General features: G+C 61.6%; 24 protein-coding genes. 4 read left to right on the forward strand and 20 right to left on the reverse strand.

Annotation, left to right across the window (positions count from 1 at the left end):
* The 9 genes from J5276_RS25205 to J5276_RS30545 all read right to left on the reverse strand — a co-directional run bounded on the left by J5276_RS25205 (nt 1) and on the right by J5276_RS30545 (nt 7,545).
* On the reverse strand, nt 1-207 hold the full coding sequence (locus J5276_RS25205; protein WP_209159809.1) for a hypothetical protein: 207 nt from the start codon (nt 205-207) through the stop codon (nt 1-3).
* Nucleotides 204-995: a conjugal transfer protein gene (locus tag J5276_RS25210; RefSeq protein WP_209159810.1), complete on the reverse strand. Its 792-nt coding sequence runs from the start codon at nt 993-995 to the stop codon at nt 204-206. The genes J5276_RS25205 and J5276_RS25210 overlap by 4 nt, the downstream gene beginning before the upstream one ends.
* A gap of 23 nt (nt 996-1,018) precedes the next feature.
* On the reverse strand, nt 1,019-2,191 hold the full coding sequence (locus tag J5276_RS25215; RefSeq protein ID WP_209159811.1) for a lytic transglycosylase domain-containing protein: 1,173 nt from the start codon (nt 2,189-2,191) through the stop codon (nt 1,019-1,021).
* Nucleotides 2,169-4,688 carry a VirB4 family type IV secretion/conjugal transfer ATPase gene (locus J5276_RS25220; protein WP_209159812.1) on the reverse strand — a complete coding sequence of 840 codons (2,520 nt, stop codon included), beginning with the start codon at nt 4,686-4,688 and terminating at the stop codon, nt 2,169-2,171. The genes J5276_RS25215 and J5276_RS25220 overlap by 23 nt, the downstream gene beginning before the upstream one ends.
* A gap of 3 nt (nt 4,689-4,691) precedes the next feature.
* On the reverse strand, nt 4,692-5,018 hold the full coding sequence (locus tag J5276_RS25225) for a VirB3 family type IV secretion system protein (protein WP_209159813.1): 327 nt from the start codon (nt 5,016-5,018) through the stop codon (nt 4,692-4,694).
* A gap of 2 nt (nt 5,019-5,020) precedes the next feature.
* Nucleotides 5,021-5,380, reverse strand: coding sequence for a TrbC/VirB2 family protein (locus J5276_RS25230; RefSeq protein ID WP_209159814.1), 360 nt, complete (start codon nt 5,378-5,380; stop codon nt 5,021-5,023).
* Nucleotides 5,377-6,408: a lytic transglycosylase domain-containing protein gene (locus J5276_RS25235; protein ID WP_255610402.1), complete on the reverse strand. Its 1,032-nt coding sequence runs from the start codon at nt 6,406-6,408 to the stop codon at nt 5,377-5,379. Before J5276_RS25235 ends, J5276_RS25230 begins: the two co-directional genes overlap by 4 nt.
* Before the next feature lie 207 nt (nt 6,409-6,615).
* Nucleotides 6,616-7,077, reverse strand: a complete 462-nt coding sequence (locus tag J5276_RS25240; RefSeq protein ID WP_209159816.1) for a hypothetical protein — start codon at nt 7,075-7,077, stop codon at nt 6,616-6,618.
* Nucleotides 7,078-7,080: 3 nt separating this feature from the next.
* Nucleotides 7,081-7,545: a hypothetical protein gene (locus tag J5276_RS30545; RefSeq protein WP_229002288.1), complete on the reverse strand. Its 465-nt coding sequence runs from the start codon at nt 7,543-7,545 to the stop codon at nt 7,081-7,083.
* Between the two features lie 63 nt (nt 7,546-7,608).
* Here J5276_RS30545 and J5276_RS30550 point away from each other — a divergent pair, with 63 nt between their 5' ends.
* Entirely contained in the window at nt 7,609-7,845 is a 237-nt protein-coding gene (locus J5276_RS30550; RefSeq protein WP_247749993.1) for a hypothetical protein, read from the forward strand.
* 489 nt (nt 7,846-8,334) lie between these two features.
* Nucleotides 8,335-8,847 (forward strand): hypothetical protein, encoded by a 513-nt coding sequence (locus tag J5276_RS25250; protein ID WP_209159817.1) that lies wholly within the window; start codon nt 8,335-8,337, stop codon nt 8,845-8,847.
* Nucleotides 8,848-10,079: 1,232 nt separating this feature from the next.
* On the opposite strand, the gene J5276_RS25255 is transcribed toward J5276_RS25250, so the two are convergent.
* Complete coding sequence (locus tag J5276_RS25255) at nt 10,080-10,565, reverse strand: hypothetical protein (RefSeq protein ID WP_209159818.1); 486 nt, start codon at nt 10,563-10,565, stop codon at nt 10,080-10,082.
* 503 nt (nt 10,566-11,068) lie between these two features.
* Here J5276_RS25255 and J5276_RS25260 point away from each other — a divergent pair.
* Nucleotides 11,069-11,344, forward strand: coding sequence for a WGR domain-containing protein (locus tag J5276_RS25260; RefSeq protein ID WP_209159819.1), 276 nt, complete (start codon nt 11,069-11,071; stop codon nt 11,342-11,344).
* Nucleotides 11,345-11,539: 195 nt separating this feature from the next.
* On the opposite strand, the gene J5276_RS25265 is transcribed toward J5276_RS25260, so the two are convergent.
* On the reverse strand, nt 11,540-11,704 hold the full coding sequence (locus J5276_RS25265; protein ID WP_209159820.1) for a hypothetical protein: 165 nt from the start codon (nt 11,702-11,704) through the stop codon (nt 11,540-11,542).
* Nucleotides 11,705-12,104: 400 nt separating this feature from the next.
* Between J5276_RS25265 and J5276_RS25270 the strand changes: the two genes are divergently transcribed.
* Nucleotides 12,105-12,383 (forward strand): HU family DNA-binding protein, encoded by a 279-nt coding sequence (locus J5276_RS25270; RefSeq protein ID WP_209159821.1) that lies wholly within the window; start codon nt 12,105-12,107, stop codon nt 12,381-12,383.
* A 64-nt stretch (nt 12,384-12,447) separates the two neighbouring features.
* Here J5276_RS25270 and J5276_RS25275 read toward each other — a convergent pair whose 3' ends face one another.
* The 9 genes from J5276_RS25275 to J5276_RS25315 all read right to left on the reverse strand — a co-directional run bounded on the left by J5276_RS25275 (nt 12,448) and on the right by J5276_RS25315 (nt 22,882).
* Nucleotides 12,448-12,780, reverse strand: coding sequence for a hypothetical protein (locus tag J5276_RS25275; protein WP_209159822.1), 333 nt, complete (start codon nt 12,778-12,780; stop codon nt 12,448-12,450).
* Between the two features lie 57 nt (nt 12,781-12,837).
* Nucleotides 12,838-13,161: a DUF736 family protein gene (locus J5276_RS25280; protein ID WP_037115718.1), complete on the reverse strand. Its 324-nt coding sequence runs from the start codon at nt 13,159-13,161 to the stop codon at nt 12,838-12,840.
* A gap of 547 nt (nt 13,162-13,708) precedes the next feature.
* Nucleotides 13,709-14,128, reverse strand: coding sequence for a hypothetical protein (locus J5276_RS25285; protein ID WP_209159823.1), 420 nt, complete (start codon nt 14,126-14,128; stop codon nt 13,709-13,711).
* Nucleotides 14,118-14,378, reverse strand: coding sequence for a type II toxin-antitoxin system Phd/YefM family antitoxin (locus tag J5276_RS25290; protein ID WP_209159824.1), 261 nt, complete (start codon nt 14,376-14,378; stop codon nt 14,118-14,120). Before J5276_RS25290 ends, J5276_RS25285 begins: the two co-directional genes overlap by 11 nt.
* 81 nt (nt 14,379-14,459) lie before the next feature.
* Nucleotides 14,460-15,401: a DUF2493 domain-containing protein gene (locus tag J5276_RS25295; RefSeq protein ID WP_209159825.1), complete on the reverse strand. Its 942-nt coding sequence runs from the start codon at nt 15,399-15,401 to the stop codon at nt 14,460-14,462.
* Between the two features lie 321 nt (nt 15,402-15,722).
* Nucleotides 15,723-16,760 (reverse strand): toprim domain-containing protein, encoded by a 1,038-nt coding sequence (locus tag J5276_RS25300; protein ID WP_209159826.1) that lies wholly within the window; start codon nt 16,758-16,760, stop codon nt 15,723-15,725.
* 12 nt (nt 16,761-16,772) lie between these two features.
* Nucleotides 16,773-21,200, reverse strand: a complete 4,428-nt coding sequence (locus J5276_RS25305) for a bifunctional class I SAM-dependent methyltransferase/DEAD/DEAH box helicase (RefSeq protein ID WP_209159827.1) — start codon at nt 21,198-21,200, stop codon at nt 16,773-16,775.
* 132 nt (nt 21,201-21,332) lie between these two features.
* Entirely contained in the window at nt 21,333-21,587 is a 255-nt protein-coding gene (locus tag J5276_RS25310) for a DUF6117 family protein (protein WP_209159828.1), read from the reverse strand.
* A 104-nt stretch (nt 21,588-21,691) separates the two neighbouring features.
* A complete protein-coding gene (locus J5276_RS25315) occupies nt 21,692-22,882 on the reverse strand; it encodes a DUF932 domain-containing protein (RefSeq protein ID WP_209159829.1) in 1,191 nt (396 codons plus the stop codon).
* Nucleotides 22,883-22,910: the final 28 nt, after the last annotated feature.

Genomic DNA, 22,910 nt, shown 5'->3' on the forward strand with positions numbered 1-22,910 from the left:
TTAAAATGGATTGACCGGCCGCATCGGGCCGCAATCATCGGTCGCGGCCACCAGCGCCTGTTCCGGCGGCGTCGGAGCCTGTTCTCTGTTGTAGCCAAGTGCGGGCACGGGGTTTTCGTCAGCCGAGCATTTCGCCAGTTGCTCGACCTTGCCGCCGCAGCCGGAAAGCGCTGCACCGCTGAGCATCAACATGAGCAAAACCCTCACTGGTTCTGCTCCTCGAACGCCTGCAACTGGTCGCGAACCGAGACGCCCTGCCCGCCGGCCCCGCCGCCGCGCATGACGCTGTCGGGCAGCGTCGCGAAGGTTTTGAGATTCTGGGACGAGGTTGCGAGTGCTGCCTTGTATTGCTGATTCAAAAGCATGACCTGGTTGTTGAGCGAGCCGACGGCCTCATTGGCGGTCTGGTTGCCCTGAAGCACCATCTGGGTGTTCTGCTCCAGCGCCCCCTTCAGGTCGTGCGCCGTGCCGATCTGCTGCGTTGCCGCCGTGAAGGAATCCTGCCGGTCCTTAGTGGCGCTGTTCATCGCCTCGGTCAGCGCCGTCATGGTCGTCAGCGCGTTGATGCCTTGCGAATAGGCCTGGTTTGCGCCGGACATCTCACCGCCCTTGACCGTATCGACGACCATCTTAACCAGGTTCAGCCCGTTGATCAGCCTGGCCGCCGTGTTCTGGAACTCGCCGCCGATCCCGCCGAACAGCGCCTGGTTTCCCGACAGGATGCTGTTGAAATCAGGGGCCTGCCCCATACTGAATCCATTGCCGGTCGCAAGTTTTGCGAACTGGCTGGCGTCCTGCGTCCGGTCGCCGGTGATCGCCTGCAGCGTCTTGGTCGTGTTGTCCTTGACGACCGATGTATCTTCCTGGATCTGCTTCGAAAGCCGTTCGATCTCCTGGCTTATCGAGATATTGGCCGAATCCTTGACCGGCACCTGAGCAGCGGCCTGCGATATGGCAGCCAAGCTGATGGCTGTTGCGACAACGAATTTTCTCATCTGCCTGTCCTCTCTTTACCTGTTCAATTCGCCGTCGGCCTGGCATCGACGACCGTGACCAGCCCGAGCGTTGGATCGTCCATCGCCGAGAAGGTCGCGACAGTGCCATTGGCGCGCGCCAGTTCCTGGAGATCCTCGAGCCAGCGCTGGATCTGATCCGTGGTGGCGGTCGACGGCACGGCGAAGCAGCGGGTGCTGCCGGTGTCGATGATCGTCGACGGGCACTGCACCTCAGCCATCACCAGCGACCCATCATGCTCCCTGGCATTGCCGCCGCCCGATCCGCGCAGGTTCGCCGACGACGAGCGCAGCCCGGCCTGAAGCCGCTGGAGATATTGCCGGTTCGCCTCGGTCGATTTGCGGACGAACTCGTTCCACACCTTGCCACGCTGAACTTGAGCCTCTGTGTTGCGATCGACGGCCTTCTTCAGCTGTTCGCCGCATCCCTGGTTGTCGCTCACGGCTTCGGGCTCGGCAGCACCGCCTGCCGGTGTGCGGTCGCCGTTCTGCGCCTTGTTACGGCTGTAATAGGCGGAGACCTTTTTGACGTAGTCCTGGGTCTCGGGAATGTTGGGAATCCGGCCGTTCTGCAGGGATTGGCGATGGGGTCCGGCATTGTAGCCGGCGGCAATCAGGTCATAACGATTGCCGAACATCCCCTGCAGCTGCTTGATGTATTTGACGCCCCCGCGGATGTTGTCGCGCGTGTCGTAGGGATTGACGCCGAGACCAGCGGCGGTTCCCGGCATCAGCTGCATGACGCCGGTGGCGCCGACCGGAGAGCGTGCGGATTGGCGAAAGCGCGATTCCTGCTCGGCGATCGCCAGCGCGAAATTCGGATCGACACCCTGGCGGATCGCCTCGTCCGCGACCATGCGGGCGACTTCCTGCTGGCTATGGGTCCGCTTCGATGGCCCGGCGGGAACGGTATCGCTGGCCATGCCGTCAGTCGAGCAGTCGAGTGGCATACCCGAACCCTGCCCGGGCGCCACGCTGTCCGTCGTTCCGCCCGACGCGCCCTTCACCGCTTGCGTGTCCGCCTGATAGGTTTTGTACCAGTGCTCGGTCGCGCGCTGGATGTCCCGGCGGGCATTGTCGATCACCGGCACCTGCGCGAAGACAGGCGCGGGCGCGAACAGGGTGGCGAGCGCAAGCGCGCTGACGGTCGCCAGATCAGGAAGCCTTGCGGTCTTCATCGGACGCTCCCCCTTCCCAGTCGCAGAATTTCGACAGCCAGTTCTTCGGATCGTCGCCATATTCGTCGAGCAGCATCTCGACTTCGCGGACGGTCTCCTCCCGGCCGGACAGGACCTTGATGAACTCGGGCATGTGGGACATGTTGACGCGCGCGATCACGCTGCTCTTCGCCTGCTTGATCAGCATGAAGCGCGAACTCGGGTCGCCATTTTTCACCCAATCGAACTCGGCCCTGGAGAGGCCGAAATGATCCATGTAAGAGTTTTCGTCGGCCTTCGGATTGGCAAAGAAGATGTTGGTGGACGTCTGCTCGATGATCGTCCGGCTGACGCTCGATTGCACCACGTCATCGGCCGACTGCGTGCCGAAGATCACCAGACCATTTCTCTTTCTGATGGTCTTGAAATAATCCTTCATCGTGCGCTTGAACTCCTCGTCGTCGAGCAGCTTCCAGGCCTCGTCCATCAGGTTGATGATCGGCGCCTTGCCGTCATAGATCGCATCCAGCCGGTGGAACATGTAAAGGAGTGCTGCGGTGCGCACGGGCGGATCGTCGAGGATCGAAGTCATGTCGAAGGCGATCATCGGCCGGGAGATATCGAGATTGTCCTCGGCATTGTCGAACAGCCAGGCATAGGGGCCGTGATCGACCCATTTGTCGAGCCGGGCAATCAGGCTTCCTTCGGTCCTTTCGCTTCCGGCGAGAAGCGCGCGCAGCGACGACAGGCGGCGATACGACCGGTCCTTCGTCTTCAGGACCGACTTGATCGCGTTGCGGATGATCGCCTCTTCCTGCGGCGTCAGGCTCTCGCCTTCCCTTGAGGGCTTCAGCATGAAGCTCAAAAGGCCGTAGAGGAAAACCCGGTTATCCTCGGTGTCGTCGAGAAGCAAAGGATTCCAGCCCGATGGCTCGCCGGGTTCGAGCGTCATGTAGGTTCCGCCGGCGGCGCGCACCATGATGTCGAGGCCGCGATCCTTGTCGAAGACGATCGTCTTCAGCTGCGGACTGACGCGGTAGGCCTGCAAAATCAGGAAGGCCATGATCACGGTCTTGCCGGAGCCGGTCGGCCCGAACACCGTCGTGTGTCCGACGTCGCCCTGGTGGAAATTGAAGAAGAACGGCGTGCCCGACGTCGTCTCGAAGATGGTGATCGCCGGTCCCCAGTGATTGCCGTCCGGCTTGCCATAGGGATAGGCATGGAAACTGCTGAGGCCCGCGCAGTTGAGGGTCGAAATCACGGCGCGCCGGGCGATATAGACCTGATTGCCGGGAAGCTGCGACCAATAGGCCGGCTCGGCGTTCAAATCCTCACGGACATAGGAGGCTCCGAGCGCGCCCAATTCATTTCCAATAAGCGCGACGCCATCGTCGAGTTGCGCCGTCGTCCTGGCAATCGGCATCACGGTCAGGTGGTGCTCAGCGAAAGCGACGCGCTTCCTCGCCAGCTCGTCGCGGGCAATATCGAGATTGGCCTGGACGCTGGAGCCGCCCTCGTCGGCCTTTGACATCTGCCGGTCGAGCCGTTCGATCCGGCTGCGGGCTGCCATGTCGTCGATGAAGGACATCGACTGGGTCAGGACCATCTCGAAAGGCAGCTTCAAGATGTAGTCGAGCATGCCGGCGCCGGTTTCGGGTGGATACTCCTTCAGCGACACCATTGCGGCATAGCGGTCATCCCCGGCGGTATCACCCTCAAGATGGATGGTGCGGTTGCCGATCGACGTGCGCCGCGCCGGCAGCATCTCGTCGATCGGAATGTTGCCGAGCCGGATCGGCCGGACCCGGCCGCCGTTCAGCAGCGTGTAGAAGAACTCGCATTGCTCTGAGAACCAGATTTTCCGGGTGGTTTCGTCGAGCACCATGGTTTCGGAAAATTCGCGAAAAATCGTCTTTCCGTTGCCAAGGTCCACCTGGACACGCTGCACATCGCGCAGCACCTTCGGGCCATAGGCGGCTAGCGACTTTTCGAGCGCCTTGGTGGCTTCGACCAGCCTGTCGCGCATCGAACGGAACTGCTCCTTGCGTACGACATTGCCGCCGATGCCCATGATGCGGGAAAGCGCTGAACCCTTTTTGAACAACGGGCGCACGACGAGCGAGACATAGGTGTCGTTGACGAACATCTCGTTCCTGGAAATGCTCGCCTGATAGACGTCATCAAGGCGCTGGATGAAGGGATCGGTAAATGTGCCTGGCAAGGATGGTGTCACCTTGCGCCTGATAACATGGGTGTAGAGCGCGAAATTACCGATCGACGAAATGGCGCGGAAGGCGGCATTGCGCTGCCGCTGTAGCATGTTGATGGTTTCGATATCAGCCGTTTCGAACGAGAAGCCCGTCAACTTGATAGTCGAAACCAGGCAATCGTTCTTCAGCCGGATAATGCCGTTTTCAATCGGGACATAGAAAGGAACATGGGTCGAGATGCCGCGATCGGCAAAGATCTGCCAGCCCTTCGACAAGCTTCCCTTCAGCGATCGTGCCGTGGTACCCATTGGTCAAGCTCCGTAGGTCCGAATGCCCCCACCCAACCTGCGGCCGAGGGGATTGACGCCGCACAGGCTGAGGCGCCCGACGATGTCGAAAAACCAGAGGTCGAGCTTGACCGTCAGCACATAGAGAATGCCGTGCAGGACGACGAAGGAGACGGGAAACCACAGGATCGATCCCAGCACCATGAACACCATCAGCGAGACGAAGCATTCCGCCAGGAAGTAGGTGTAGGGGATTCCCATCACCGTCGGCGGGCGCGTCAGGGCCAGAATGACCGGGAAGGAATCGATATACTCATCTCCTCTCTCGGCATTGTTACCGGGCGTCGCCATGATCACGTCCCCCCGCCGGCAACGAAGTCGACAAGCTCGGCGGCGGCAAACATGCCGGCAAGGCATCCCGCAACGCGAAGGAGAGCGCCCCAGGACCAGAATCCAAAGGCTGCGGCCATGAACATGCCGATAAAGGCGATCGCCCCAATCGAGCGGCCAAACGAGCCGGTAAAGAACTGCACCAGCCTGTCGGCACCCTGTTCCAGGGCCTTCAGGCTCTGCGCGGCGGCCGGTTCGTATTGACTGACGAACACGACCATGGTCGCAAGCAGCAACATCCAGACGTGGGCAATCCATCTGCGCTTGATCAGGGAACGGCAGACGATGCTGCCGTAAAGGACTGCCACTGCGATCGTGTTCATTGAACCACCTCTTCCTTGACGATTTTGACTGCGCCGCCGAATTGGGCCGCCTTCTCCGTTTGGTGAAGGCGAGCGTCCGGCGAGAGCGGGTCCGGTACTGAGAAGACAAGCATCGGGGATTTCGCCCGGTCGGCAGGGCCTGTGCGGCGTGGACGGTCGGGCTCGGGCCGGGATGACGGTCCGTCCCCTGGGGTCGGGGAGATTGGCACCGCGCCGGTGTAATAGCCTACGACACGCGTCACATAGTCCGCAGTTTCCCGGATCAGCGGCAGGGACCGATGGATATCGACCCGGGGCTCGCCGGCGTTGTAGGCCGACGCGATGAGCACCGGGTTGCGATATTTGTCGATGAGGATACGAAGGAACCGGACACCGGCGCAGATATTCTGCTCGGGGTCCGCCAGATCCTTTACACCGAAGGCTTCCCCGATCTTCGGCATCACCTGCATCAGGCCGACGGCTCCGGCAGGGCTGACCAACCCGGGATCGAAGCTGGCGTTCTCCGCCCGCATGATCGACAGAACCCAGTTCGGATCCACCTCCTCCTCGGCCGCGATCGCCACGGCGAGCTTCGCATAGTCTTCTGGCACGCCTGAAAGAAGGTCGGGCCGCGGTACACCTGACGACCGTCCGACATCGGCAGACGGTACGGTTGCCGGATCGATGAGCGGACGGGCTGAGCCTGGATCGAAGGAGAAGGCGCTGATGGGCGAGAGCACGGCGCGTTCCCGCCGAGCTCTCGCCCTACCGGCCGCTTCTCCCGGGAGGCTTGAATTGTCGTCGGCAAATTCCGCCCCTGCCGGATCGATCAGGGACAGCTTTGCCGTGATCATCCCCACGTCCGGGGTTGCCCCGAAGCGTTCGTTGAAACTGGCCAGGTTGATTGTCGGCAGCAACGCCGTCTTTTCCGGCCATCGATCGGCGGAACCTGAAGACAAGTCGGTCGGATCGACAATTTCTGTCCCTGCGGGGAGGCTGCTGTCGGCGGCGTTGGTCGCGAACCCGGTGACCAGAAGCGCGGATGTCACGGCAGGCCAGGCGACGCTTCGCGGTCGCCGGAGTCGTGGTTTCTTCACAGAAGATGTCGGGCTGTGATCCATATCCGAACCAGTCCAAAATTATACTTCGGTATAAGATTTTGAACTGCATTGCGGCTTGAAAATCAACCACAAAATATCACTGGAGTATAATTTTCGAAAGCACCGGTAACGCCCACCAGAAATTTTGCAAGAGATTCAATCGTGTAGACGCGACCATGGGTCAGGCTTCCATCGATACTCGATCTGCTCACGGTCGCCGAGAATGCGCGCCAGCCGTACAGCTGTACCACCTTTCACCAGCACCGAACCGGCTTCGGCCCCGGACCGGCTGCCATAGATTCGGCATGTGAAATTCGGCAATTCCCGCTGAGCCCTGGGCGCCGGCCAGCACGTATAAACCTGATAGCGATAGCCACCAGAACCTGTCGCCAGATCACGTGAGACCTGCTGCACGGGGCCGAGACGATTGCGTCCGAACTCGGTGCCATGTTCCAGCTGGCACTCGACGATATCGCCCGGATAGTTCCTGCAGGCGGTGAGGCTGAGATAGGCGAACGGCGCGGGCGGTAGGGGGCGCGGCGCCTGCTTTAGCTGTCCACATGCGGACAGGGGGATTGCGATTGCCAACGGTCCCAACAATGCTGTCGAAATGCGCACGGTTCACCTCCTGGTTTCCTGCTGATATCCGGCCTGTTCGAGGGCTACGAGAAAGAGATCGCTGGCCAGCCTGCAATAGGGTGACGAGGCCTGCGCCATGTGCAGCCCGGTCAGCACCAGCCCGAGGCCGGCAATGGTCGCAACAACCTCCCCCAGATCGGCGTTAAGACTGTCACGAAACATCTCGCGCCCCTCATGTCCCTTGACGACGATCGCATAGTCGTTGCGCGCAATGCTGTGCCACAATTCGAGGGTTCCCGTTTCGCCGCCACGGCTTTCCGTGTCGCAGACGAGCATCATCACGTAATCCGGATGCGGCAGGTCGCTGTCTTCGATCAAGGTGCCGCCATGAAATTCCGTCAGCGTCGCGGCCGCAGAAAACAGCAGCAGGCGCTCGTTGACCAATAGCCGCCGCCGTCCGAGACGCACGAAGCCATTCATGACAGCCGAGCGTATCAGGTGCGGCACAAGGCTCTCCTCGCAATGCTCACAAATCGACACCAGCTGGTCGCTCCGCACGGCGAACGCGTTGTGAAAACGATCGACGACGAAGCGCTTGATATTCTCGGTGCGACCACCGAACGACTCGACAAACGCAGACGCACCGAACTGCGCCCATGGCTTGTTCAGTTCATCGCTATCAGCCAGAACCCCGGCCGCCCCAACCAAGCTCGACGGCCCGACAACGATGCCGGCGGAGCGGGTCTGCGCACCGCAGTCCGGGCAATCGACGCAGACCGGAACCTTGTACCCTTCCTTCGTCAGTAGGGATCGACAGCTTGTCAGATGAGCACCCGGGGTTTCTGATTGATTTCGCTTCGCTGTCAGCAGAGACCGAAGACCTATGAGAAATCTTGATCGACAATTTCGACCTTTGTCGACTATTTATTATACTCTAGTGTAATTTTGTCAGCCAGATGCAATCGACGCAATCGCGAAGACGGCCACCGAAATAGGGTAGCCGACCGCCGCATTGCATCCAAAACCGCGGCAACCTGCGATCCACAACCAACGTTTGGGCACGGCAGATCGAAAATGACCCGTAAATTAGCGACGAACATATGAGAAATCGGATCCGGCTAACACCGGAGAGACTGACCTACAAATACACAGGCTTGCTCTTCGGGTGGCCTCTTCTGATCGTTGCGAACGTGGTGCTGACATGGGCTTGCTATCCGGGAGGAAATCTACGATGCCAGCACGATCATCGTATGGCGTAACCTGTTCTCGGTCATCACGGTGATTTGGGGAGTCCTCGTGGTCGTCGTCAGCCTTGGCGATACCGGAAATGGTGCGCTATGCACGATTGGCCGTACCGTCATGCCGCTTGCCGACGCCCTGGTCATTGGAAAGCGGATACGTCGATATGCGCACCAGCGCGCCCTACTCGGTCCTAGGGCTGAATATGAAGCCTATCTCGAGCGGGAAAGACAACGCGGGGCCGAGGCCGCGGCAAGAAAAGAGCGGGAGGCAATCGAAGGGCCGCGTTACTCCCTTCCATGGAACCGAAAAACCGATCCATTCCTGATGAGGCGATATGTGGAAGTTCTCGTAACGATCGGATGGGTTGCGTTCTATTGGCTCCTTGTCGCCCTCTTCTGGAATGCCATGCCCTTTTTTCTCGTTGTCATTATCGCAGTCCTTGTCGTGATCCTGACGGTTCAGTCGGTAGTCATTCTCGCCGCCGTCATTCTGACGACAAAGCCGGCGGATGATCTGTTGAAGAACGCGGACCGGTTGATTACCCCGTTTCGCAGAAAGCGCCGCTAGAGCAGACGGGTTCTGCCCTCGCCCCAACAGACTTGCAATCCTGCAACCGCAGGGCTTCACCATCCGTTCGGCCATCGGCTTCCCTTGCCGACAGCAAGCACTGCTCGAACCGCACCGCGGTCAGCAATCGTCGCGTCGTCAAATGCGGCTCTGCCGACGCGCCCGTTTACCCAATCGCGCAATTGCAGGTCCACTGATCTGCCTATTCGTCCATGCGCTCATACGCCGAGGCGCCGAACCTCTCGATCGACCACCCGCATATCCACTTATTCACCTATCCGCGCATACACGGAAATGCTTATTCGCGCATGAACGCAAGCACCGATTGGCAGATGCGCCTGGGCGCTCATTCGCCTATTCACCAAACCACTCATTCGCCGAAACGCCCCATTGGCGCAAACACGAAAGCACTGATTTGCTCATAGGCGCATAGGCGCATCCGCCCATTCACCTATTCGCCGATTGGCTTATACCCTGATCTGCGGAATCTCTCATTCACCAGAATGCAGGCCCCTTCCCGCTGCGGCCGGAGACGCTGGCGCTCCCTGCCACAAACCAGCCACGCCCCTCCTCCTACCGGCCCGGCACCTGTCCATCCCATGTCCTGTTTCGTGTTCTGACCGAGTGGGAAAGTCAGTTTTTTGGCAGTGCTCGATCGCCTTGGCGACAATCGCCCTTCGGGCGAAACGGCTATTGGTATACCAATAGCCTATCCTGCCATCTCTCACCAAACCGGTCTGACCGCCGTGCCCGAAGCGCCCAAGCTGTTGCGGGTCATCAGACAAAGCAACAGCGATCACAGGCTCAGGCCTGTGATCCGCGCCGGAGGAATAGCGCGGTGGACAGACCGGTTTGGTGAGAGATGCTGAAGCGAGCCGTTGTCGCGAGACGCCGGGATGGCCGTGACCGAAGAGAACGGACGTCGATGGCGCACGAGCGATGAGACGGCGAGCGCACTGCAGGAGAGGAGAATCACCTGAAGCGAATGCCTGAAGCATGAGGGCGCAGCGTAAGGTGATCCTCCTCTCCGTGTTGTTTGGGGAAGTCGCGGCAGCGTCCATTTAGCGGCCCGAAAGGCCGGGCGGGTCTCGACCCGCACCGTAAGGAGAGGGGGGTTTGAGGGGAGAGGCGGCAAGTCTCTCCCCTCAAGACCGCCGGGCTGGCTCGATGCCGGTAAGCGGTCAAGCTCGCAGAATAGACGAGAGACGGCAAGAGCCGCCTCTCGTCTCGCGTCAATCATAGACGACGCGTGCGATGCTGATGGCGATGCCCGCCTCATTACGAATGGAGCGCGCGATCGGGGCGAGCGTGCCCAACTCGTCATCCGCGAGGGCTACAAGGCGCGGATAGCTGACCTCGATGCCGTCGCAATCAGCGGAGAGCGCATTATGCCATTCGCCGCCGTTCACACGGTACTCGTGAGTGTCGAAGTCGATTTCGAGATCATCGAGCAGCGCGATCCGGAAACGCGCAAGGCATTCCTCTTCGCCATGACGCTGGACGGTGGCGAGGCCTTCTTCGTCCGTGTCATTGGCGAGCTGGCGCTCCAGCGCCATGATGGATCGAACGCGCGCCGTTGCACATGCCAGCTCCTCGGCGAGCCTGTCATGCAGTTCCAATAAGAATTGGTCCGCGCAGCCGATGCGATTGGCAAGGACGATAAGCCTGAAACCCGCAAGCACTGCGAGTTGATGGACGTAGTACCAGTCATCGGACATATCAGTGTCTCCTTTCTGTCGCTGACGAAAGGAGGCCGCACCGTAGCCGCGAGGGGTCAGGGATCGCGGAACGCGACCGCCAGCGGCGGCAAGCGGAGGAACCGATTTTCTGGCGATGGCCCGAAGGGACGGCGGCTGAAAATCGGAGGGGCCGCGCAGTCCTTGATGCCGGAGTGGCGGGTGCACAATGCGACGTCAGAGAGAGATAGACCACGGCGCCGGCGGGCGCCGTGTCCGTATCCGGCGTTCAGCCGGCCATGCGCTCGATCCTCGGCCGTGGTCGCGGAAACTTCGCGCCCGGTGCGGAAGCCGCGAGAGGGGCGTGACCCGAATGGGCGGAGACCGCTTGCGGGCTCCGTGAGCGACGGCGAATAGCACCGTCCGCCGCAGGCGGCTTGCCCGGATCATCCGGCGACAACCCATCATCAGTATGAATCAATCGGGACCGACCGATTCAAATATGTCGTTGGACGCCGAGTCGGTCTTACCCGATTCTCCGTTTCATGATTGCGCAACGCTACCAGCTTTATGTCGAACGCATCGACGCCAAGAAAAATATGGCCCGGTATTATGCCATGTCGATCGAGCCCAACCTGTTCGGCGAGGCCTGTCTCGTCCGCCGATGGGGTCGTATCGGCGCCACCGGCCAAAGGCGGGAGCATCATTTCGCGCGGGAGGAAGAGGCGGTCAGGCTGTTCCTTCAGCTTCTGCGAAAGAAACGGTCGCGCGGATATAGGCCGAAACCGCAGATCCGCCAGGATAGTCCGGCTGATCATTAGCCAAGGAGCACCGTGGAAGCCGACGCCATCCTCGTGTCGATGGCATGGGATCGAAACAGGAGTGGTGTCCACGGGCAGCCGCCTTTCCAAAGGAACGCCGCATGATCTTACAGCTCTTGATGGCCAAGTGAAGCTTCGGGCGTGAAGCGTCGGTCGACCCGGCGCGTCGGGCCCGGCGACATGGCAAAAGCCGCCTCAGAAGGGCGGCTCGACGTCGATGACACCCTCCTGTTCGGCCATGATCACCGCCAGCTCGGCACAGGCGAGTTCCAGCTCGACCTCGATCTCGCGGCGTTCGCCGGGGTATACGGCATTTCGCAATTCGGCCCGCAGCTCTTCAATGTGTTGTTCCAGAAGCATCGTCGTCGTCTCCTTGACGTTTGTGAAAGACGATGCATGCGGTCATGGGGGCGTGGCGGGATCAGGGATCGCGGAACGCGACCGCCGGCGGCGGCGAGTGGGGGTGCCGATTTTGTCGGAGTGCAGGGAACCGGAGCGCAGGCAAAATTGGGGGCACCGCTCGTCCTTGAGGCCGTCATGCGCCCGTGACATCCTCGGACGGACTGAGCAGACATTACCTCTCCGTACCGCACCCAAACGCGGAGATGGGCTCGATGCCCGTCTTCGGGTCATCTGTCGCCCGCCTACGTGAATATCTGTGGAGATCCGGGGTTTTGCGAACGATTTGCCACCGCGTGTCGATGACAGGTCCGGTCGGCAATGGCAGGGATTCTGCATCTGACACAATGCGGAGAAGAAAATGACCACAACCAACGAAATTGCCGACAAGATCGCGGCAGAACACAGCCTTACCAAGGTGCTGGCCAAGTCAATCGTCGAGGCGGTGATCGCTTCGATCACGGATGCTGCCGTTGCCGGCAACGAAACTAGCCTACCCGGCTTCGGAAAATTCAAGGTCAAGCACACGCCGGAGCGTGAGGCGCGCAACCCGGGTACCGGTGCAACGATCAAGGTTGCCGCGGCCAAGAAGCTGGCCTTTACGCCGGCGAAGGCACTGAAGGATGCGCTGAACAAGTAATCTTGCTGGCCAAGCAAAAAAATAGCCCGGCGCCGTGCCGGGCTATTTTCGTTTTCGGTGTGCGTCAGCGGGCGGATGTCCGCTCAAGAACATCCTGGATGATCGTGTCGCTGACTGCGTGAAGGGCTTCGCGGGCATGGTCATCCAGCAGCTTGTGAAGAATGCCGGATGCCAACGGGATGAAGTCGAAACTGCGTGCGATTGCTGCGCTGCGCAGTTGCGACAGTGTTTCGAACTCCCGGTAATCCGTACCCAGCCAGAGTTCAAGTTCCTCGCCCTCGGCGTCCGGAAACGCTTGGAGGAAGAACGTCTGAAGCGGACGGTCGTAGCCGATGATGGCATCCGGATCGGAATGGCGGGATGCGGTCCTGGTGACGGTAATCGTGTAGCGGCTCATGGCGGCCTCCTTTGGAATTGGGGATGCCGGCCCCGATTGCGGGGCCGGCGATCCGGTTCAGGCCGGGCTGTTCCAGAGGATGACCTTCTTGCCGGGTTCGCCACCGGGCGCCGGGGCGACGTTACCGAAGATCACGCCGATCTCGGGCGCTTCGAGCTTCGTGGAGATGTATTCCTCGCCGGTCTGGCGGGAGATGCGGTTCCAGCCTGCGCCGATCTCAAAGCCGGTCTTGCGATGGATGATGCGGTAGTCGGGGGCTTCTTCGCTCGCCTTGCTGGCGTTCGGGATGAGGGCGATCGGGGCATTGACCCGGATGGTGGCGAAGACGCCTTCGAGAGTGCCGTCGGTCTTTTCGGTAAGGGTTGCGATCGTGGTAGCCATGAGATTGTCTCCTTTGTTGCATCGGGACCATTCCCGATGGCGCCCGAAGAAGGGGCCGCGCCGCAGGCGTCACCGGAGCTTAAGCGAAGGGGAACCCCCTTGCGGGGTTGACGCTGATGGCGGCCGGTCCCTTAGAAAGGCGACATAAAGAACGGGAATGGTCCTGGATTGCGACGTCGGCAGGAGACCTCGCCTTGGCTACCTTTGCGGACCCGATGAGTGCCGCGCTCGTCGCTTGCGTCGGTGGGTGTCCGGGACAACGAATGCAGGCCTTCAACCAGGTGGACACGGCGCGAGCGATCAGCACCGTTCCAGTCCCATCGTCATTATCATAGAAGGCTTCGGTCGGTGTGGCACCTGATATGCCATGCGCTCTGGTGCGACTGCAGCTCGGGTGAAGTGAGATCACAACTGCGGTTTGATTGCGGAGCGTCGCTCTCGCGCCGGTAATGATCAGGAAAGGGAAACCTGCCGAAACAAGTCGGCATTGCGCCGACGATCCGATCGCCGGAGATGTCCCGAACGATGACCGCTTCGATTTGTCGCCTCAATCGAGTCTGTTGACCCGCCCGGTTCGGCCACGCGCCTCGGCAAACAGTCTGGCGATCTTCACCATGAACGGTTTGCTGAAGCGGCCGAGGATGTCCTGATCGGGCTCGATGTACCAGGAGCGTTCGACGATATCGTAATTGTATTCGTCGGCCATGATCCAGCACTGCTTAAGATCGCTCAAGCCCGCACGCTTGCGCTCGATTTCGGGGATCTCCAGAGCGATCCGGCCCGTCTGCGGCGGTTGAGTGGTAATAGCGAGAAGGGCCAGATGCGTGTTGCCATCGGCGGCACTTCGGATGGCGATGACGACGCAGACAGGCCGCTGCTTGCGGCCCTCGGTTTCGCCGCGCTGCTGCTGCCAGGCCCAAAGGTAGGGATAGGAGATGACCTCGCCGGGCCGGAATTCATGGCTCATCGTCGTAGCCTTCGCCGCGCGCCAGCCGATCGAGCGCCTCGTTGAATAGTTCCGCATGCTCGGCGGGCATCTCCGAGATATGATAGGCACGGCGGGGATCACCGCCGGTGCGCATGCGCTCATAGTGTTCGTAGCTCATCAGCACGAAACGCGGCTTCTTGTGCCGGGTGAGCATGACCGGCTCGCGGCTCGCGGCATCGGTGATATCGCCAATTTGTTTATTCAAGTCGCCTGTCGTGAACTGCTTCATCGCTGTCGATCTCCAGTACCTTTCTCCATATAATCCAATTTTCCCATGTTTTCCATATTTTTCGATCTTCGGAAACGGCGCTCATGCGCCGTCTCCAGAAGCCTGCCAGACCGGGATGCCGAGCCGACGCGCCTTGTCGGCAAGATTGCCGGTGATCCCATTCCCGGGAAAGACGATCAATCCCGCGGGCATGGCCGAGAGCATGTCGTCGTTGCGCCGGAACGGCGCGGCCTTGGCGTGCCTGGTCCAGTTTGGCTTGAAGGTGATCTGCGTCACCTTGCGGGCTTCAGCCCAGCAGGCGGCGATCCGTTCGGCGCCCTTCGGCGAACCGCCGTGCAACAGCACCATGTCGGGATGCTTGGCATGCGCCTGATCGAGCCTGGCCCAGATCCGCTCATGATCGTTATAGTCCATGCCCCCGGCAAATGCGATTTTGGTGCCGGCCGGGATCAGCACCTCGGTCTCGGCGTGGCGTCGAGCGGAGAGAAAGTCCCGGCTATCGATCATCGCCGCCGTCATGTTGGCGTGGTTGACCTTGGAGCCGGTGCGCGGTCGCCAAGACGAACCGGTCTGCGCCTCGAACAGATCGGCCGCGTAGTCGCGCATGAACTCGAAGCTATTTCTACGCTCCAAAAGCGTGATGCCTTCGGCGATGAGGCGTTCGAGTTCGACGCTCTTCACCTCCGAGCCGTCCTGCTCGCGCTGGCCGGTGCGCTGTGCCTCCTCGTTGCGATCGAGTTCGCGCTGGATGCGCTCTCCGGCGCGATGGAAGAGATTGGGGATCGACCAGAACAGGTCTTCGAGATCTGGCTCGAGGCGGGTGTCACCGAGCATCTCGGCGAAGGCATCGAAAATGGCGGTGATCGACGACTGGACCTGTGGTTCCTCCGGCAATGGCCGCGGATCGGGCTCGTCCTGGAAGGGACGATAGCCGAAGATCTGCATCTCGTAGATGAAGCGGTCGGTCGGGGAGGATGCGTGGTGGGGCTCGAAGGTGTCGTCGGGGTGAAGGATCAGGTCCATGGTGGTCTCCGTTTGGTGGGCCGCGCCTCTCGCGGCCTGACGGCGGACCCGGTCACGTGGGTCGAGGCCGGAACCGCAAGCGAAGCGAAGCGGCCCAGCGAAGCGCCGGGCGGCGGAGGGAGGGTTTCTTGGTCCGCGAGGAATGACGGACCGCGCCGCGGTCTGGCAGGGGAAGAAACCTGACCGACCCGCTGAAGGCCGGAGGCCCGCGTGGTAAGGGTCGCCTCTCGGCAGACCCGCGGGCGCGCCCACTCGGGGAGCCGGCACCGCGGACCGTCCTCCCGCCCTCGCCGGCTCCGCCCCTGCCCCGCCCCGCCGCCCTCATGCGGGCAGACATGCCATCGCGTCTTCAGGGACCAACTGAGCCCGAAGGCTCGCCGTCAGTCGGTCGGAACCCAGCCAGCGCAGATCCTCATTGAAGTCGCCGAGCTCCGGCGACAGAACCAGCGGCAGGATCCCGCTTTCCTGTGCCCTGCGGCTCAATCCCGCGATCCCGTGCCGGCCGGCGGCATCCGCATCGGCGGCGATGTAGAGGCGCCGGCATCCAGGTGGAAAGTTGAAGGCCGCGAGATGATTGGCCGTCAAAGCGGCGACCATCGGCATGCTGGGCATCACATGCGATAGCGACAGCATGGTTTCGAGGCCCTCCCCTGCCGCCATGACCGGCACAAGATCGTTGGTCGGAAATCGAAAGCGGACGGCATTGCCGAGAAGACCGCCAAGCGCGCGACGGGGATCGTCTACCTTGGCCTTGCCAGCGCCGTCGGGATCGAGCCAGCTGCGATGCACACCGGTTATCGCTCCAGCTGTGTCGGTCACGGCAGCGATCAGAGCCGGATAGCTTGTCGTGTGGCCGGTGACGAGATCGCGATAGTAGCAGGACGGATGGAACCGCAGCGCCGTATGCGCGGATGCTCGCAGGATGCCGCGCTCGCGCAGATAGGAGTCGGCCAATGTGTCAGCCAGCGGCTGTGTCATCCGAAACAGACGCCTGGCTCGCTCAGACGCCGGCTGCTCGACCGTCGCAGAATTTCGGGTATCCCTTCTGCAAGACGATACAGGCTGCGGTCGAGGCAGGCTGAGGAACTGGCGCGCCTCTTCGGCAACGTCGCGGAAATCGACGAGGCCGCAGGTCTCGCGGATCAGATCAAGCAGATCACCAAACTGGCCCGTCGCCGCATCCGTCCATCGGCCGACGCGCTGGCCGACCAGATGCACATAGAGGGACCGGCCCTTGTTGTTGGCGACATCGCCGACGAGCCAGTAGTTGCCTGCGCGGCGACCGGCGGAGAGATAGTGGCGGCAGACCGCCTCGGCATGCTGCGCGAGATGGCCTGCCAGGTCGGCGGCGGAGACCATGACAAACCTCCGTCACGACCGGCGCGCGATGTCGATGAGGCGATGACGCTGCATCAATTTCGACAGGATCACCGCACCCTCGTCTGTGACAGGCACGAAGAAGCGCAGCTTCCAATTGATCATCTCGGAGAACAGGCCGATCGACCGCAACCAGTCGCGCATGCCGTCGGTGAAGCCGGTGAGCTCGACGCGGTAGTCGTTCATCACCCGCACCCGCCGCAGCGTCATATCGCCGGCGAGCCCGACGATCGAGGATCCGTCGACCAGCGATGCCCAGGCCTGATCCGGCGAGATCACCATGGTTTGATCGATCCCGAAGTTGCGGCAAAGCCCGGCCAGCCGATCCGGAGCGATAACACGGCCGACGATCCGTTCGCCGTCATCTGTCTGCAGACGCCGCACGCGGCAGAAATCCTGGGGCAGGAGTTTCCAGATCGGCAGCAACAGCCCACTGACGATATGCATCGTCGAGGTCGAGAATTCGGGCACCGCAGCCACCTCGGCATCCCAGGCATCTGAGAAGACCCTTTCGTCGGCTTCTTCCCAGCTCGTCTCTTCGAGCTGCCGGACTTCGAAGCGGAGCTCGTCCATCGGCCGGATCAGCGACACGCGCGGCTGAATAGAGCCGTCGTCCAGCATGATCGAGCGGGTCGGGACCATCACCGCCGGCCGGCCCGACTTGCCATTGATCATCAGCTTGGCACGAGGATCCTGCTGCACAAGGCTCTGAACCTCCTCGAGCCGCATCGATGCATTGCGATCCCGTCGTTCGATGGTCAAGAGGTGCGATTGCGCGCCGGTGACGGGATGGGTGTAGATTAGCCGGCGGTCGGTGACCGTCATGCTATCGGCGGTAATTGTCTCAAGTCCTTTATCATAAATGCCGGCGGCAATCGCGCCTTCGATACGAGCGGCCAACAGCTGCTCGAAGGCCTCCAACAGCACATTTTGCATGGCGATCGTCAGCGCCAGCATGCGATTGAGGAAGGTCTGGATCGGCGGCAGCTCGTCCTTCAATCCGCCCTCGTCCGATGTCAGCGACAGGCCGGTGATGGTTTCAAACATGTCGAGCGAGCAGCCGTCGATCCGGCCGGCATGCAACAACCCGTAGAATTGCCGCAAGGCGTCGCGGGCATATTGGGATTCGAGATTGTCTTCGGACCGGAACATCCCCTGCCCGCCGGTCTCGCGCTGACCGCGGGTGATGGCGCCGAGCGTGTCGAGACGGCGTGCGATGGTCGAGAGGAAGCGCCGCTCCGCCTTGACGTTGGTGGCGATCATCCGAAACCGGGGCGGCTGTTTCTGGTTGGTACGATGGCTGCGCCCAAGCCCCTGGATCGCCACGTCGGCACGCCAGCCCGCTTCCAGAAGGTTGTGAAGACGCAGGCGCTGATTTTTGGCGGCAAGATCCGCGTGATAGGATCTGCCGGTTCCGCCGGCATCGCTGAAGACAAGAATGCCCTTCTCGTCATCCATGAAGGCGCGGGCCTCATCGAGATTGGCGCTGCCCGGCCGGTTCTGCACGGCATAGCGGGCAATAGAGCTGCTGTCCTCGCGGGAGACGATGCGGCGGGAGCGGCCGGTGATCTCGGCTACCTTCTCGGTTCCGAAGTGCTGGACGATCTGGTCAAGGGCCGTCGGGATCGCCGGCAGGCTGCCTAAGGTTTCAACGAGCTCGTCACGCCGACGTTCGGCCTCCCGGCAGATGACAGGGTTACCATCCGCGTCGTGGACCGGGCGGGAACTCAGACTGCCCTCGGCGTCGGAGAATTCCTCGAAGAGCTGCACCGGGAAGGAGTGCATGAGGTAATCGATGACATATTCCCGCGGCGTTACGTCGACCTGCAGATCGCCCCATTCCTCGGTCGGGACCTGCGCCAACCGGCGCTCTGTCAAAGCCGCTCCCGTCGAGACGAGCTGGATGATGGCAGCATGACCATCGTCCAGATCTGCAGCGGTTGCCTTGAGCAGGGCCGGCGTCTTCATCGAGGTCAGAAGGTGATTGAAGAAACGCTGCTTCGAGCTTTCGAATGCCGAGCGAGCAGCCGCCTTGGCGTTTTTGTTCAACGTTCCAGTTTTGCCGGTTATTCCGGACGCCTCCATCGCAGCATCGAGATGATTGTGGATCACCTGGAACGCCTCGGCATAGGCGTCGTAGATGCGGACCTGTTCCTCGGTCAGCTCGTGTTCGAGGACCTCGTATTCGACGCCTTCGAAGGAGAGCGAACGCGAGGCATAAAGCCCCATGGCCTTGAGGTCGCGGGCGAGCACTTCCATCGCCGCCACACCGCCATCCTCGATCGCCGCGATGAACTCGGAACGGGTCGGGAAGGGAAAGTCGCTGCTACCCCAAAGACCGAGGCGCTCGGCATAGGCAAGCGACTCCACTTCCGATGCGCCGGTTGCCGAGACATAGACGACACGGGCATCCGGCAGGGCACGCTGCAGGCGGAGCCCTGCCCTGCCCTGTTGCGATGCCACCTTATCGCCACGCTCGGTCTTGCCGCCGGCGGCATTGGCCATGGCGTGGCCTTCATCGAAGATGATAATGCCATCGAAGCTTATTGCATTCCCAGTCGCGGCTTCGCCGCTTCCCGCCTCTTGACCGAGCCAGTCGACGATCTGCTGCACGCGCGATCGCTTACCCTCACGCTCGTCGCTGCGCAGCGTCGCAAAGGTCGTGAAGAGGATGCCCTCCTCCAGCCTGATCGGCTTGGCCTGCCGAAAACGCGACAGCGGTGTCACCAGCAGCTTTTCTTGGCCCAACGCGCTCCAGTCGCGCTGGGCGTCCTCGATCAGCTTGTCGGATTTTGAGATCCAGACATGCCGCCGGCGGCCCTTCAGCCAGTTGTCCAAAATGATGCCGGCCGCCTGGCGGCCCTTGCCGGCGCCTGTTCCGTCGCCGAGGAACCAGCCGCGACGGAACCGGACAGCATGTTCTGCATCCGATGCGACCGCCTTAAGATTGTCAAAGGATGCATCGACGCTCCAGTGTCCGGTGAGATAGCCGGAATGAGCTTCCCCCGCATAGACAACGCTCTCCAGCTGAGCGTCGGATAGATCCCCGCTGGTGACGATGCGCTTCGGCAGGTGCGGGCGATAACTCGGCTTCGGCGGCGCGACGGATGCCATGGCAACGGATTCGACCAGCCTGTCGGGATGCGGTTTTGCATTGGGGATGTGGATCGATTGCAGCCGATAGGCCTCGTAGATGCCCTCAGCGCCATTGGTCTCATCCTTGGGCTGAGCGTCCCGCAGCTCGTATGACAGTTCGATGATTTCATCATCGGCAGGTATGGGACGCACCGTTGCTGCAGGCTGAGCCCGCCCTCCGACCTCGTGGCGATGCAACGTGGCGCTTGCTGCTCGACGCGTTGTGTCCGCGCGCAGGATACGGCTGCGGGGTGCTCCATTGAAGTTCAGCGTCGTCAGGGGCGCACGCGTTGGGAGGTCATGGATCCAGGTCAGTAGCGTTTCCAGATCGGACGCGGTGCCTCTCGACGTTGCGAGCTTCGACGGATCGTCGGCCGGGATCTTGTCGATGACGATCAGGCGCGTTTCCATCGTCGTGCCATGCCGGGCGTAGATGCTGCCGTCGATCGCCGCAGTGAACAGCAGCGTCCCCTGCCCCTGAAGGCGAACGAAAGCATCGCGCCATACGGAATTATCGGGAGAAAGACTGGACCCCGTGATCGCGACCAACCGACCGCCGGGGGCAAGGCGAGCGAAGGAGGAGGTCAGATGCCGCCAGGCGGCGTCGGCGACACGACCTTCGACATGAACACCGGCGGAGAATGGCGGGTTCATCAGTACGACCGTTGGTCGGACGGAACGCTCGAGGTAATCGTCGATACGCGCGGCGTCGTGTTGCGATACCGGAACGCGAGGAAAAAGCTGCGCCAACAGCGAGCGCCGGACAGCCGCATAGTCGTTAAGCGCCAGGCGCGCGCCCGCGAGCTCCGCAAAGATCGCCAGCAGACCGGTTCCAGCCGACGGTTCGAGAACCGTGTCAGCGGCCGTGATGCCAGCAGCACGGGAAGCGACATAGGCAAGCGGGATCGGTGTCGAGAATTGCTGCAGAGCCTGGCTCTCCTCGGACCGTCGGCTGTGGGTCGGCACAAGGGTTGCCAGCCTCGTCAACATCGCGAGCGTCGATCGAGGCGATTGGCCCCGGGAGACAATTGAGCGGAATTTGCGCAGGAACAGGACCTGAGCGGCCTCTGCTGCTTCGTAGGCGTCCTTCCAGAGCCAGAGGCCCTCGGCGTCGCTCCCGCCAAGAGCCTCCATCATGAGCTGTCGCAGGTCGCCCGAAGTGACGGCTTTACCATGCTCCAGACGAGAGGCGATTTGTTCGGCGGCTTTGAGAAGTGCCTCAGCGCCGGTTTTGGTCTCAAGGCGCGGAGAGGCGGAAACGGTTTGAGAATGTGAGATGATATTCATCGAAGGATGCTCCAGGAGTGAGGAAAGAACGGCCGAGCCCAGCGCCCTGCCGAAGGGTCGGAGGAGCGAAAATCTGGGCAGCCAGGGAAGAATCGGGAATCGCCGGCCGAAATTGTCGGCGATCATCAGTGCTCAGGTTGCCGGGCTAACAATGAAACTGGTGGGATCGTCGGGATCGGGCGGCAGGTAGGCGTCGTATGGATTGCAGTCGGCAAGATGGCCGAACGGCGTGAAGACGTATTCGCCGTCACTGCGGCCGACGGCGCAGAGCACGTAACGCGGCTCGCGTGTGGCGGCATCGAGGCATTCCATGAGAGCAAGATTGCCATCGGACGCGGCGCGCAGCAGCGTGTCGAAGTTTGTGCGGGCATGATCGGGGATAGCCATTGGGGTGCTCCAGACAGAAAGAGACCCGGCGTCTGACCGGCTCTCGGATGACAACGATGCGATTCGCGGATGCGGGGGGCCCGAGCCAAGCGCGCATGAACATGTCAGGAGGCGCTCTCCAGCAGCTTCTTCGCTTTGCGTTCGAGTTCGAGGCGCGTGTCCTGGTTGGTTTTCGTGCGCGCCAGCGCGGTGATGCCCTGCACGAAATCGAAGATCGATTCCGGCGGCCTCCCCTCCTCCGACAGAACCATCTCGATGACCTTGACGGTCTCGCCTTTCGAGAGGCCTCGCCGACGCAGGAAGGTTTCGCGGTCGTCGTCCTTGCGCGCGACGATCCGCTCGCGCGCCGCCTTGATGCCGGCGATGAATGGCGCCGGCGAGGAATTGGCGAAGCTGGTCAGCGCGGGTGCCGCCTCATGCGCAAAGCGCTGGGCGGCGAACTTCGAGTGCCGGATGGTGATCTCCTCGAAATTCTCCGTGCCCCACAAATTTCTGTTGGCGCAGACCGCCCGCAAATAAAAGGAGGCGATGCCGAGCGTCTTCGATCCGACCTCGGAGTTCCAGGCGTAAAACCCGCGGAAGTAGAGATCAGGCTCGCCGTTCGGCAATCGCCCGGCTTCGATCGGATGGGTATCGTCGACCAGGAACAGGAAGACGTCCCGGTCGCTGGCATAGAGGGTGGTCGTGTCCTTGGTGATGTCGACGAACGGATTGTGGGTCATCGTCGCCCAATCCAGCACACCAGGTACTTTCCACATGGTGTCGCCAGTGCCATTTCCGGCGATCTTCATGACCGCCGAGACCAGTTCGTGATCCCAGATGCGGCCATATTCCGGTCCGGTGACGGCCCGCAGTTCCAGGCGACCGTCGTCCATCTCGAGCGTCTTGATGAGCTCGGCACGGTGATTGAGCAGACCATGCTGCAGATTGATCGCGGCGAGCGGCGCCGGCAGTTGCCGCATATAGGTGGCGGGGGCGCCGACCAGGCTGCAAAGCTGGCCGTAACTCCAATGGGTCGGCGCGATCGCCTGACGCTGACCTGGAACGAGAACCTCAAGCCGCTCGGCATTGTCGCGTGTGGCCTCGACGCGGATCGCAGCGCTTTCGATCGTTCGGGCATAGGCCCGCTCGGCTCGGGACCGGACGGTATCGTACAAATCAGTCAGCGACAGGAAGCGTTCGTCATCGGGGCGCGAAAACCATTCCGAAGAGACGCGGCCGATGCGTTCGCCGCGGGAGATGTCGACCCTGAAGCCCGAGGAAGCGGACCGGGCATCGTGTGTTAAAGTGTTCATGGGAGTCTCCTGAAAAAACAAGCGCCCG

This window comes from Agrobacterium sp. S7/73, assembly GCF_019355535.1.
GTDB classification, from domain to species: Bacteria; Pseudomonadota; Alphaproteobacteria; order Rhizobiales; family Rhizobiaceae; genus Agrobacterium; species Agrobacterium tumefaciens.

Bases quoted from the DNA above. Each gene is read 5' to 3' on its own strand.
- J5276_RS25210 (WP_209159810.1), bottom strand. From the start codon at position 995: ATGAGAAAATTCGTTGTCGCAACAGCCATCAGCTTGGCTGCCATATCG.
- J5276_RS25215 (WP_209159811.1), bottom strand. From the start codon at position 2,191: ATGAAGACCGCAAGGCTTCCTGATCTGGCGACCGTCAGCGCGCTTGCG.
- J5276_RS25220 (WP_209159812.1), bottom strand. From the start codon at position 4,688: ATGGGTACCACGGCACGATCGCTGAAGGGAAGCTTGTCGAAGGGCTGG.
- J5276_RS25225 (WP_209159813.1), bottom strand. From the start codon at position 5,018: ATGGCGACGCCCGGTAACAATGCCGAGAGAGGAGATGAGTATATCGAT.
- J5276_RS25230 (WP_209159814.1), bottom strand. From the start codon at position 5,380: ATGAACACGATCGCAGTGGCAGTCCTTTACGGCAGCATCGTCTGCCGT.
- J5276_RS25255 (WP_209159818.1), bottom strand. From the start codon at position 10,565: ATGTCCGATGACTGGTACTACGTCCATCAACTCGCAGTGCTTGCGGGT.
- J5276_RS25260 (WP_209159819.1), top strand. From the start codon at position 11,069: ATGATTGCGCAACGCTACCAGCTTTATGTCGAACGCATCGACGCCAAG.
- J5276_RS25265 (WP_209159820.1), bottom strand. From the start codon at position 11,704: ATGCTTCTGGAACAACACATTGAAGAGCTGCGGGCCGAATTGCGAAAT.
- J5276_RS25270 (WP_209159821.1), top strand. From the start codon at position 12,105: ATGACCACAACCAACGAAATTGCCGACAAGATCGCGGCAGAACACAGC.
- J5276_RS25275 (WP_209159822.1), bottom strand. From the start codon at position 12,780: ATGAGCCGCTACACGATTACCGTCACCAGGACCGCATCCCGCCATTCC.
- J5276_RS25280 (WP_037115718.1), bottom strand. From the start codon at position 13,161: ATGGCTACCACGATCGCAACCCTTACCGAAAAGACCGACGGCACTCTC.
- J5276_RS25285 (WP_209159823.1), bottom strand. From the start codon at position 14,128: ATGAGCCATGAATTCCGGCCCGGCGAGGTCATCTCCTATCCCTACCTT.
- J5276_RS25290 (WP_209159824.1), bottom strand. From the start codon at position 14,378: ATGAAGCAGTTCACGACAGGCGACTTGAATAAACAAATTGGCGATATC.
- J5276_RS25295 (WP_209159825.1), bottom strand. From the start codon at position 15,401: ATGGACCTGATCCTTCACCCCGACGACACCTTCGAGCCCCACCACGCA.
- J5276_RS25300 (WP_209159826.1), bottom strand. From the start codon at position 16,760: ATGGTCTCCGCCGCCGACCTGGCAGGCCATCTCGCGCAGCATGCCGAG.
- J5276_RS25305 (WP_209159827.1), bottom strand. From the start codon at position 21,200: ATGAATATCATCTCACATTCTCAAACCGTTTCCGCCTCTCCGCGCCTT.
- J5276_RS25310 (WP_209159828.1), bottom strand. From the start codon at position 21,587: ATGGCTATCCCCGATCATGCCCGCACAAACTTCGACACGCTGCTGCGC.
- J5276_RS25315 (WP_209159829.1), bottom strand. From the start codon at position 22,882: ATGAACACTTTAACACACGATGCCCGGTCCGCTTCCTCGGGCTTCAGG.